The organism is Streptomyces sp. NPDC005899 (genome assembly GCF_040629645.1).
GTDB lineage: Bacteria > Actinomycetota > Actinomycetes > Streptomycetales > Streptomycetaceae > Streptomyces.
Map to the genome: position 1 here is coordinate 1 of NZ_JBEXWB010000203.1, position 11,512 is coordinate 11,512.

At 71.9% G+C, this 11,512-nt stretch carries 9 protein-coding genes and 1 pseudogene; 4 read left to right on the plus strand and 6 right to left on the minus strand.

The window, feature by feature from the left end:
- Window positions 1-2: 2 nt before the first annotated feature.
- Window positions 3-1,631 carry a hypothetical protein gene (locus ABZ371_RS21215; protein WP_358681915.1) on the plus strand — a complete coding sequence of 543 codons (1,629 nt, stop codon included), beginning with the start codon at window positions 3-5 and terminating at the stop codon, window positions 1,629-1,631.
- A 41-nt stretch (window positions 1,632-1,672) separates the two neighbouring features.
- On the opposite strand, the gene ABZ371_RS21220 is transcribed toward ABZ371_RS21215, so the two are convergent.
- Together ABZ371_RS21220 and ABZ371_RS21225 are read right to left on the minus strand one after the other, a co-directional pair.
- Window positions 1,673-2,314, minus strand: coding sequence for a YceI family protein (locus ABZ371_RS21220; RefSeq protein ID WP_358681918.1), 642 nt, complete (start codon window positions 2,312-2,314; stop codon window positions 1,673-1,675).
- Window positions 2,315-2,700: 386 nt separating this feature from the next.
- On the minus strand, window positions 2,701-3,591 hold the full coding sequence (locus ABZ371_RS21225; protein WP_358681921.1) for a septum formation family protein: 891 nt from the start codon (window positions 3,589-3,591) through the stop codon (window positions 2,701-2,703).
- Between the two features lie 366 nt (window positions 3,592-3,957).
- On the opposite strand from ABZ371_RS21225, the gene ABZ371_RS21230 reads away from it, so the two are divergent.
- Window positions 3,958-4,785, plus strand: a complete 828-nt coding sequence (locus ABZ371_RS21230; RefSeq protein ID WP_358681924.1) for a glycoside hydrolase domain-containing protein — start codon at window positions 3,958-3,960, stop codon at window positions 4,783-4,785.
- Between the two features lie 152 nt (window positions 4,786-4,937).
- On the opposite strand, the gene ABZ371_RS21235 is transcribed toward ABZ371_RS21230, so the two are convergent.
- The 3 genes and pseudogenes from ABZ371_RS21235 to ABZ371_RS21245 form a co-directional block, all read right to left on the minus strand.
- A complete protein-coding gene (locus tag ABZ371_RS21235; RefSeq protein ID WP_358681927.1) occupies window positions 4,938-5,348 on the minus strand; it encodes a VOC family protein in 411 nt (136 codons plus the stop codon).
- Between the two features lie 84 nt (window positions 5,349-5,432).
- Window positions 5,433-5,825, minus strand: coding sequence for an AraC family transcriptional regulator (locus tag ABZ371_RS21240; RefSeq protein ID WP_358681929.1), 393 nt, complete (start codon window positions 5,823-5,825; stop codon window positions 5,433-5,435).
- 118 nt (window positions 5,826-5,943) lie between these two features.
- Window positions 5,944-6,180, minus strand: a pseudogene (locus ABZ371_RS21245) (SAM-dependent methyltransferase); the annotation flags it as partial.
- 254 nt (window positions 6,181-6,434) lie between these two features.
- Between ABZ371_RS21245 and ABZ371_RS21250 the strand changes: the two are divergent.
- Window positions 6,435-6,815, plus strand: a complete 381-nt coding sequence (locus ABZ371_RS21250) for a hypothetical protein (RefSeq protein WP_358681932.1) — start codon at window positions 6,435-6,437, stop codon at window positions 6,813-6,815.
- Between the two features lie 67 nt (window positions 6,816-6,882).
- Here ABZ371_RS21250 and ABZ371_RS21255 read toward each other — a convergent pair whose 3' ends face one another.
- The gene (locus ABZ371_RS21255; protein WP_358681935.1) at window positions 6,883-7,842 is read right to left on the minus strand and encodes a LysR family transcriptional regulator; all 960 of its coding nucleotides are present in this window, start codon (window positions 7,840-7,842) and stop codon (window positions 6,883-6,885) included.
- Window positions 7,843-7,976: 134 nt separating this feature from the next.
- On the opposite strand from ABZ371_RS21255, the gene ABZ371_RS21260 reads away from it, so the two are divergent.
- Window positions 7,977-11,483, plus strand: a complete 3,507-nt coding sequence (locus ABZ371_RS21260) for a M28 family peptidase (RefSeq protein ID WP_358681938.1) — start codon at window positions 7,977-7,979, stop codon at window positions 11,481-11,483.
- The last annotated feature ends 29 nt before the right edge of the window (window positions 11,484-11,512 follow it).

Genomic DNA, 11,512 nt, shown 5'->3' on the forward strand with positions numbered 1-11,512 from the left:
AGGTGTGCACCGCCGACCGGCGCCCCCGCCCCGCGGGCCCGGCGGCCCCCCCCCCCCTGCGCCGTCCGGGCCCGGCAGCCACCGGCTACGGCCCGGCCGGGTGGGGCGCTCGGCCGCTGCCGTGGCTGACGGCCGTCGCCGTCGTCTTCGCCGCCGCCCAACTGATCCTCGTCGTACCGGGTTCGGGACTCTCCTGGGACGAGACGGTCTACGTGAGCCAGGTCGGGGGCAACGCACCCGCCGCGTTCTTCAGTGCCCCCCGCGCGCGGGGCATCACCTACCTGGCCGCCCCCGTGGCCGTCCTGACCGAATCCACCACGCTGCTGCGGGTCCATCTCGCCCTGCTGTCCTCCGCCGCCCTGACCGCCGCCCTGCTGGTGTGGCGCAAGGTGCTGCCCGTTCCCGTACTCGTCTGTGCGGGCGCGTCGTTCGCCGGCCTGTGGCCGACCCTGTACTACGGACCTGCCGCGATGCCCAATCTGTGGTGCGCCCTCGGGGCCCTCGCGGCCTCGGGCTGGGTCGCACGCGCTGTGCCCGGTTCGGCCGGGCGGGCGGAGCACGTGGGCGCCGGGGCGGCGGTCGCCCTGGTCGCACTGCTGCGGCCCGCCGACGGCTTCTGGCTGGCGATGCGGCTGGCTCTCGCGGCGCTGCTGCCGGGCCGGCGCCGGCCCGGCCTGTGCACGGCGCTCGCCGCGGGGCTCGTGGCGGGCTGCGCGCCGTGGGCGGCCGAGGCGTACGCCCACTACGGAGGCCTGAGCGCCCGCTTCCACCGGGCAGGCGAGATCCAGGGCGGACTCGGCCGGCACTTCGCCGTGGACGACCACCTGCGCGCGCTGGCAGGGCGCACTCTCTGCCGGCCCTGCACCATCGGGTGGGAGAGCCCGGTCAGCGCGGTGTGGTGGGTGGTGCTGCCCGTGGTCACGGTCGGCGGAATCCTCGCGGCGCGTCGCGCCGCCCGGGGCTCCGCCGCTGTGCTGGCGGCGGCGACGGGGGTGTCGTCGGCGGTGCCGTACCTGTTCCTCGTCGAGTACGCCGCGCCGCGATTCCTGCTCCCCGCCTACGCCTTGCTGGCCCTGCCGGCGGGAGAATGCGTCGTCGGCCTGTTCACCCGGCTGCGGCGGGCACGGCGGCCGGCGGGCCTCGCCGTGCTTTCGCTGGTACTGGCGAGCCACCTCGCCGTGCAACTCGGCGTCCTCAGCCACGTGGTCCGCACCAGCCGCGCCACCTCGGCGGACTTCGCCGCCCTCGCCGGCGCACTGGGCCGGCTGGGGGTGCGACCGCCCTGTGTGGTCAGCGGGGACCAGGCCGTCCCGGTCGCGTACTACGCCGGCTGCGCGTCACGCCAGACCGGTGGCCACGACGCCAGTGTCTCCCCCGGACGCCTTCGCGAAGGCGCGCGCGAGGTGCCGACGGCCGTGCTCGTGTCCGGCGGCGCGGAACCGCCCGGCTTCGTCGCCGGGCTGCGCCCCGTCCCCCTGCCCCGCACGGGCGGGGGAGTGGGGTTTCGCGCGTACGTGCTCCCGGCCGCCGGGCGCTCCGGGGCCGGACCGGGCCGGGGGCCCGGACTCCCGTGGCCAGGGCCGTCCCGCCGTCCGGCGGCGGAGGCGCGCGGCGCCGGCGGGCCGCCCTGAGCGGACCGCCTCCTCCCGCCGGGGCGGGGCCGGGCACCGGGTCACGCGGCGGACGGCGTACGGATGGCCGCGATGTCGAACTGCAGGCGGAGCTTCTCACTCACCATGGCGCCGCCCTCCGCGAGCCTGGCGTTGTAGGTCAGCCCCCAGTCGGAGCGGTTGATGGTGGTGGTGCCGTCGAAACCGACCCGTTCGTAACCGAAGGGGTCCACGACGTATCCGATGTACGTGAGCTCCAGGACCACGGGGCGGGTGACGCCCCTGATGGTGAGGTCGCCGGTCATGCGGTAGACGTCCTTGCCGGCGAACTCCACGGACGTGCTCGTGAACACCATCCGCGGGTGCGTGGCGGCGTCCAGGAAATCACGGCCGATCAGGTGCGCGTCACGTTGCTCCACCCCGGTGTCGACGCTCGCGGTGGACAGGCTGATCTCGGCCGTGGAGCGGGCGGGGTCGTCCCCGTCGAAGTGGAGGCGGCTCTCGTACTCCGGAAAGGCGCCGCGCACCGTCGTGACCATCGCGTGCCGCACGGAGAACCCGATCCTGCTGTGCGCGGGGTCGATCATCCACTCGCCCGTGAGAGCCCTCAGACCGGGATCCGGCAGTACGGCGGTGCCGGAGGCCGCTGGAGCGGCGGGCAGGCCGGTCCGCCGGGGCGAGGAGTTGCGGCTGAAGAAGTTCATGTCGCATGTAGTTACCGGTGCGTAAGAAGCGGCCGCAAGAGCTCATCGGGAAACCCGCCCATGTGGCCGCGAACCTTCACGAGTCGGCAGTTCCGGGGCGGGGCGGTGATCACGCAGAGGGGGAAGTGGAGGAGGTGCGTCCGTCGGCCCCCCCCCGGCACCCGGCCGGGAACGACCGGGGGTTTCGCGGCCCGAGTGCCCGGCGCCGCCGCCTCGGTGACGCCCGGCTGCCGTCGCCGGGTGCCGACGGCGGGGGCGTCCTTGCCGGCGCGAGGCGCGGCGCCCGTCACGCGTGCGGCCCGCCCGTCCGCTTCCTGCCGGACGGGGCCGTCACGGGACCGCGGACCGGGTGCGGATCGCCCCCCGGTCCGCATGCCAGGGGAAGATCAGGGGGCCCAGGCCTCGGCGTCGTCGGCCGGAACGGTGGTGGCCAGCCCCAGTTCCTTGCGGGCGGCCACCGTCTTGTTCGGGTCGATGCCGGTGAACCCGAGGTCGTAGGCGATGTAGAAGCTGTCCGTGTCACCTGCGGAGGCGGCCCTCTTCCACCCGCCCTCCGCCTTCTCCAGCCGGGCACGCAGCGCGACCGCCTCCGGCTGCTCGAGGTCCTTCAGAGTGGCGAGGTGCGCCTTGAGCGCGGTGGAGACCGCCTCGGCCTGGGCCTTGTATCCGGGGAGGTCGTCCTCGACCTGGCCCTCGGGCTGGTTGGTCCAGAAGGCGTCGTAGACGGCGTTCGACCCCTTGAGGTACGCGGTCTGGTCGGCGTCCAGGGGCTTGCTCTTCAGGGTGCCGGTGAACGTGCCCGACTCCTTGGTGTAGGAGCAGCTCACGCTGCGGTCGCCCGTCGCCCAGCTCTCGGCCGTCGGGTGGTAGTAGAAGACGGAGACGCCCTTGGGAAGGGCCCACGTGTCGGGGGTGAACTTCTGCGCCTCGACCGGGCAGCGCTTGTCGGCGATCACCGAGACCCCGTCGTCACCCGGGAACTTCTTCTCGTCGATCGAGAACTCACCGACGACCTGGCCCTGGTGCGCCTCCTCGCAGGGCACGATCTCGATGGCCGCCTCCTCCTGACCGGCCTTGTCGGTGGGCTCGGTGTTCGGGTTGTAGCAGTCACCGGTGGCGAGCGAGAAGACCGATCGCTGACGTGCCACCTTCTTGGCCCCGTCCTTGGCTCCGTCGATGGCGTCCGCGACACCGGAGCATCCCGTCGTACCGACCGCGAGCAGGGCGACGAGAGCAGATATACGGCGTGTGGAACGGGGCGTGACACCGAAAGACATGACGTGTGCATCCTCAAACGGAGATCTTACAAGCGAATGTGCGCATCGTATGGCACCCGTGTGACAGTCCGGTGCACGGCTGCCTCCGGCCGCCGTCGGGCACCGGTCCCGCAGGGGCGCCCCACGACCTGCGGCGATGCACGCCGGCCGCGGGCACGCCGTACGTGGAGGTCGCCGGTGCCGGACGGAAGGGCGGGAACACTCCGCGGCATCAGGGCCCGCGCGCGAAGCGCGGGTGCTCCGCTCTACGCTGCACCCGTACCGCGGTCGAGGTGCGGCGTGGCGCAAGCTGCCCTCCGCCTGCCCGCCGCGGACGCGCGTCGGATTCACGGCGGCCGCAGGCCGCCATACGGATGGGGTGGGGGATTGTCCAGTCATCGGCTGTCCAAGAAGGGCCGTTACATCGCCTGGGCGACGACGGGTGTCGTCGTTGCCGCGGGTGCCGGAATCGCAGCACAGACGTCCATGGCGGCCACCGCCTGGCCCGCGCAGAAGACCTACACCGGTCGGGCGTTCGACACGTGTACCGCGCCCTCGCTCGCGGCGATGAAAGCGTGGAACACGAAGTTCTACGGCGCCGCCGCCGTCTACATCGGCGGCAGGAACCGCGGCTGCGCCCAGCCCAACCTGACCAAGTCCTGGGTGAAGTCGGTCAACTCCAGCGGCTGGAAGCTCATACCGCTCTACGTCGGCGCGCAGCCGCCCTGCCAGAAGAGCGCGAATCCGGAAAGGTTCACCGCTTCCACGGCCGCCGCGGTCGGTGCGAGAAACGCGAAGGACGCGGTGGCCAAGGCCTCAGCCCTCGGGATGAAAGCCGGCAGCCCGATCTACCTGAACATGGAGTCGTACGACATCACCGACAAGGCGTGCAACGACGCCACCCTCACCTACGTGCGCTCCTTCACGAAAACCCTGCGGAACGCGACCTACCGCGGCGGCCTCTACGGCTTCAGCAGCTCCAGCGCCAAGGCCGTCGCCACCGCCACGAACAAGACGGACCTGCCGGGCAACCTCTGGTACGCCCTGTGGGACAAGAAGAACACGACCACCACCGACTGGCCGTGGAACCCGGCTCAGTACACCGGCCACAGCCGCGGCCACCAGTACATGGTCAACAGCAAGGAGACGCGAGGCGGCCACACCATCACGGTCGACCGCAACGCGTGGGACGCCCCCGTCGCCATCGTCGGCTGAGGAACTCCGGCGGGGCAGGGCCCGCCGGAGGGCGGGTGGCGGCGGACCGCCGGTGGTGGCGCGAGGGTGTCGGCGGCCCGGTGGCGGGCCGGTGGGCCCGGTCCGGGTGGGGCGACCACCCGCACCGGGCCACGCTCCCCGCCCCCTGGCGCTCAGCCCTTCAGCTGGGTGAAGCGGAGGTGGTTGCCGAAGGGGTCCCGCAGGCCGCAGTCGATCCCGTACGGGCGCTCCGTCGGCTCGTCGGTGAACTCCACGCCCCGGGCCAGCAGCGTCTCGTACGTCTTGCGGCAGTCGTCCGTGGTGAGGATCAGCGCGCTGCCCAGCGCGCCCTTCGTCAGCAGGGCGCGGACCTGTTCGGCGGTTTCCTCGGACATCGCCGGAGGGCCCGGCTTCTCCAGCAGGACCTGACGGTCGGGACGGCCGGGGACACTGACGGTGAGCCAGCGCATGAAGCCCATGTCGACGTCGGCGTTGACCTCCAGGCCGAGCTTGCCGACGTAGAAGTCGAGGGCCTGGTCCTGGTCGAGGACGAAGATCTGTGAGTGTGTGATCGCGGTGAACATGTTCTCCACGCTAGTCGGCGGGCCCGGCGAAAACTTATCCGAAACTGCTCAGCCGGTGGGCCGGCTGCCGGGCCGCACCCGCGTTCAGGCGCTCGGCCGCGTCCATGCCTTCGTGAAGCACGTGGGTACGTCCACGGCGGCCGCTTCCCTGCGGTACGCCCGTGGCGACCGGCCGACGATGTCGCTGAAGGTGCGGCTGAACGTCCCGGTGCTGCCGAAGCCGACCTCGTAGCAGATCTCCGTGACGCTGCGGCCGGTCTCCCGCAGCAGGTACATCGCCCGCTCCACCCGGCGCCGTTGCAGGTAGCGGTGCGGGGACTCGCCGAAGGTGGCGCGGAAGGTGCGGGCGAAGTGCGCGGGGGAGACGTGGGCGACGCGGGCCAGCGCCGGCACGTCCAGCGGCCGGGCGTACGCACGGTCCATGGCGTCCCGCGCGCGCAGCATACGGCGATTGGTGTCCTCCACGGCGCGGCTCACGAGGCCGTCCCACGCCACTGCCGGTCCCGCGAACGGGTGGCGGACGGGTTGCCGGGGCCGCTCACGGCCGCCGTCCCCAGGCGGAGATCATCGGGGCGGTGGCCAGGTCGAGCCGCCCGGTGGCGACGCTCGCCCGGCTGCCCGGCCCGACGCGTTCGGCGAGGCCCAGGGGCACGGACGGGCCGCCTGCCCCGACCTCCCAGCACCACATCCCGGGCCCGATCCCGAGCCGGTCGACGTGCCGGAACGTCACCGGGTCGAACAGCTCGGAGAGGGCACCGAAGCGGACACCCGCCTCCGACCGCGCGGTGTCCAGCAGGTAGCCGGTGCCGGTGCCGGTGTCGTGCTCTGCCATGCGCCGATTCTGGCAGACGGGAGCGGGGGGTCGTGCGCGTCGGCCCGGCCGACGCCCACGTTCCCGGACGGAGGGTTCCCGCGAGGCGCCGGTGAGTGAGGCCGCCCTCCCTGTCGGCAGCCCACGCGCGGTGCGCGAGGGAAGGACGGCCGGGGGCCGGCGGGCACGGCGGTCCGCCGACCCCGGCAGTGCCCCCGGGGACGGCCGGGGAGGAGGCCGGCGCCTGTGTCACACCTCCTCGGTACGCTCGGGCCATGAGCGTCTCCCTCTACTACCGCGCCCGCCGGGCGATGCCGCTGACGGATGCCGAAACGGCCGCCGTCGAGCGCGTCGCCGCCGCCCGTACGGCGTCCTTCCCGTACCAGGACGAGGAAGGCCTGTACCTGTACGACGGCGACGCCGGCCGACCGGACGAGGTCGTCGCCGGGTCCACCAAGCTGCCGCTCGATCCCGGCCGGGTGCTGCCGGTGCTCGACCACGTGCTCGGCTCGGTCACCGAGTTGCGCCGTGCCCTGCCCGGGGCGGAGTGGCACGTGCACATGGACGACCTCGACGTCCCGTGGGACGGGACCGACGGGTACGCCTTCCCCGGGATGCACGATGCGGACCTGGCCGCCGAGCTCGGCGGACACTGAGGTCCGTACGGCTGCCTCCCTGCCTGCCTGACGGCGCCTCGCCGAGCCCTGCGAGCCGAGCCGCCCCCTACTCGAGCACGGGGTGCAGCTCCGGGCGGGCGTCCCACCAGGCCCGGTGGAAGGGGTTGTTGTCCACGGTGGCCAGGTACGCACGGGCCGCCGCCCGGTAGAGGAGGGCCGCCTGCCCGGCGGAGACCGTCGAGCGGTTCCAGGCCAGCCGTATGCGGCCGGTGATCGGTGAGCCGGCGAGGGGACGCAGCACGGTGCCCTCCGAGGGCTGTGCCGTCGGCTGGCTGAGGGAGATCGCGCGTCCTGCGGCGATCAGTCCGTAGCGCATCGTGCGGTCGGTGATCCGATAGCGCAGCGACGGGACGAACCCGGCTTTGGCGCACGCCTCGACGAGGGCTTCGGGGCCCCCGTCGTCGTCCTCGACCAGGGTCGTCCACGACTCGTCGGCCAGGTCCGCCAGCTCGACGAACTCGCGTGCCGCCAACGGGTGCCCGGCCGACATCCGCACGCAGAAGGGCTCCTTGGGGATCAGCGTCCTGGCCAGTACGCCCGCCGGCAGCGGCATCTCGTGCTCGTTGACCTCCCCGTAGGCGACGGCGTCGTACTGCCCGGCACCGAGCATCCGCAGGAGCGCGGTCGCCGAGTGCTCCAGGTCCACGGTGACCTCCTGGTCCGCCATGGCCAGGTCCGTCTGCTCCAGCAGCCCGTCGACGAGCACCAGCAGGATGCACCCCAGCCGTAGGGGCCTGCCGGTCACGAAGGCCCGGGACTCGGCGCCCAGCGCGTCCATCTCGAGGAGCACCCGGCGCGCCGTGCCCAGCACGAACTCGCCGAGCGAGGTGGGTTCCACCCCGTGCCGGGTGCGGACGAAGAGCTCCCCTCCCGCGACCCGTTCGATCCGGCGCAACTGCGCGGAGAGCGCGGGCTGGGACACCCCGAGCCGGCGAGCCGCGAGACCCAGACTCCCCGCTTCCGCTATCCGGCAGACGGCTTGCAGATGCCTCAGTTCCAACTGCATTTCAGCAGCGTACGCAGCGCTCCTCCGGCGCACCATAACTCGCGTCTTATGCCCGGCGGGATGACCCCAACTCGTCATGCTCACGCCCATACTCGGCGGCGACGAACCAGTCTCTCCCACGTCTGGAGCCCCCCATGAAACGAAGAACGGTGTCGGCCGGTCTGACCCTGGCCGTCCTGGCAGGGCTGACGGGAACCTCGGTGGCCCGATCGACCGACGTCGCGGCGACCACCGCCGACGCACGTGCGACCCCGCTCTCGCGCGCGGTCGCCGCGGCCGACCGGGCGGTCGACAGCGGCCTGGACTCCCTGGTCAACTCCGCCCAGGAGCAGTACGAACGGCGCCTCGTGACCCCCTGGGTGAAGGGGCTCTACTCCGTCGCCTACGAGCGCAGTTACCGCGGCCTCCCCGTCGTGGGGGGTGACGCGGTCGTCCTCGCCGACGGCGACGGCGACGTGCGCGCGGTCCAGTCCGCCTCCTCCAGCCGCATCGACGTGGCGACCGACCCCACCGTCACCGCGGCGAAGGCCGAGACGCTTTCCCGGACGAAGCTGGCGAAGGTCGACAAGGTCCGCAGCAGCCGGCTCGTCGTCCGGCTCGACGCCGGCAAGCAGACACTGGCCTGGGAGACGGTCCTGTCGGGCCGTACGAAGAAGGCGCCCAGCAAGCTCCACGTCTTCGTGGACGCCCGTACCGGAAAGATCGTCGGCACCCATGACGAGGTGTCCGCGGGCAGCGGGACCAGCAAGTGGAACGGTCCGTCGCCGCTCACCATCGACACCACCCGATCGGGCAGCAGCTACAGCCTGCGCGACCCGAACCGCACCGGGCTCAGCTGCGCCGACTACAGCACGGGCACCGTCTTCTCCAAGTCCTCGGACTCCTGGGGCACCGGCAACCCGACCTCCAAGGAGACCGGCTGCGTCGACCTCATGTTCGCCGCGCAGAAGCAGTGGGACATGCTCGGCCAGTGGCTCGGCCGGAACGGGGTCGACGGCAGTGGCCGCAGCTTCCCCGCCAAGGTCGGCCTGCCCGAGTTGAACGCCTACTGGGACGGCAACCAGGTCACCATCGGCCGCAACAGCGCCAACGAGTGGATCGCCGGCACGGACGTGGTGGCGCACGAGTACGGGCACGCCATCGACACCACCACTCCGGGCGGCACCGGCGGCCAGGAATCCGGACTCGGCGAGGGCACGGGCGACATCTTCGGGGCGCTGACCGAGGCGTACACGAACCAGCCGTCCCCGTACGACGTACCGGACTACACGGTCGGCGAGATGATCAACCTCCAGGGCCGGGGACCGATCCGGAACATGTACAACCCGCCGGCCGTCAACAACGACCCGGCCTGCTACAGCTCCGCGATACCCGGCACCGAGGTGCACGCGGCCGCGGGTCCGCTCAACCACTGGTTCTACCTGCTGGCCGAGGGCACGAGCCCGGGCGGCGGGAAGCCGAGCAGCACCACCTGCAACCAGACCACGCTGACGGGCGTCGGCATCCAGAACGCAGGCAAGATCTTCTACGGCGGCATGCTGCTGAAGACCAGCAGCATGTCGTACAAGAAGTACCGCACGGCGACCCTGAGTTCGGCCAAGTCGCTCGACCTCGCCACCTGCGGGCTCTTCCTCAAGACCAAAGCCGCCTGGGACGCGATCAGCGTGCCCGCCCAGGCCGGTGATCCGACCTGCACTCCGACCGGGCAGAACAGTGACTTCTCCCTGGCGCTGAACCCGTCGGCGGGCACCGTCCAGCAGGGCGCCTCGGTCACCACCACCGTGGTCACGAACACGACCACCGGCACCGCCCAGTCGGTGACCCTCACGGCCACCGGCCTGCCCTCCGGAGTGACCGCCTCGTTCAACCCGGCGACGGTGCAGTCCGGCCAGTCCTCGGTGCTGACCCTTTCCGCCACCTCCAACGCGGCGCCCGGGGCCTCCCAGATCGTCGTCAAGGGCCAGGGCTCCACGCTCTCGCACACCGTCGACTACACGCTCAACGTCGGCGGCACGCAGCCCGGCACCGACCCGCCGGACATCTCCGTCACCGAGGTCCAGGCGCACCTGACGCAGTTCGCGGCCATCGCCTCGCAGAACGGGGGCCACCGCCGGGCCGGCAGCGCCGGGCACACCCAGTCGCTCGCCTACGTGAAGGGCAAGCTCCAGGCCGCCGGATACACGGTGACCGAGCAGAGGTGTTCCACCTGCACCTACCCGTCGGACAACCTGATCGCCGACTGGCCCGGCGGGCCCGCCGACCAGACCGTCATGTTCGGCGCACACCTCGACGGCGTGGCGGCGGGCCCGGGCATCAACGACAACGCCTCCGGCTCCGCGGCACTGCTGGAGAACGCGCTCGTCCTCGCCCGGACGAACCCCACCATGACCAAGCACGTCCGCTTCGCCTGGTGGACGGACGAGGAGCAGGGACTCAACGGCTCGAAGTTCTACGCCAACCAGCTGACCGCCGCACAGCGTTCGGCGATCAAGGGCTACTACAACTTCGACATGGTCGGCTCCACCAACGGCGGCTACTTCATCAACAACGTCAACTCCGCCACCTCCGCCCCGCTCAAGGCGTACTGGACCTCGCTGAACCTCGCACCCGAGGAGAACGTCGAGGGGCAGGGGCGCAGTGACGACGCGTCCTTCCAGGCCGTCGGCATCCCCACCTCCGGCTACGCGTCCGGAGCCAGCGCCCGCAAGACCTCGGCCCAGGCGACCAAGTGGGGCGGCACCGCCAACGCCGCCTACGACCCGTGCTACCACAGCTCCTGCGACACGACGAACAACATCAACCCGACGGTCCTGAACCGCAGCGCCGACGGTGTCGCGTACGCCGTCTGGAAGCAGGCGGTGGGCAGCGACACCCCGGCGCAGGACTTCTCCCTCACCACCAGCCCGGCGTCCGGGAGCGCCGCCCCGGGCGGCAGCGTCACCTCGACGGTGAACACCACCACCCTGAGCGGCACCGCGCAGACCGTCGCCCTGTCGGTCTCCGGGGCGCCGAACGGTGTGACCGCCACCCTCAGCCCGTCCTCCGTGCAGTCGGGGAACTCCTCGACCCTCTCCGTGCAGATCGGGGCCGGTGTCCAGCAGGGCACCTACACCCTCACGGTCACGGGCAGTGGAACGGTCAGCCACAGCACCACGTACACGCTCACCGTCGGCGGGGGCGGCGGCACCTGCACCGCACGTGAACTCGTCGTCAACGGCGGCTTCGAGAACGGCACCGCCCCGTGGACCACCACCTCGGGTGTCATCACCGACCAGGCCGGGCAGCCCGCGCACAACGGCGCCTACAAGGCGTGGCTGAACGGCTGGGGGTCCAGCCGCACGGACAGTGCCGCGCAGTCACTGACCATCCCGTCGGGCTGCGCCCAGCACCGGCTCTCGTTCTACCTCCACGTCGACACCGACGAGACGGAGAACACCGCCTACGACACCTTCACCGTGTCCGTCGGCGGCCAGACCCTGGCGACACTGTCCAACGTCGACGCCTCCACCGGATACGCGCTGAAGTCCTACGACGTCTCGCAGTTCGCCGGCCGGACCGTCGCCCTGAAGTTCAACGGCGTGGAGGACCAGTCCCTCCAGACCTCCTTCGTGGTCGACGACGTCACCCTCCAGGTGAGCTGATCCCCGTCCGGACCCACCGACCGGCGTCC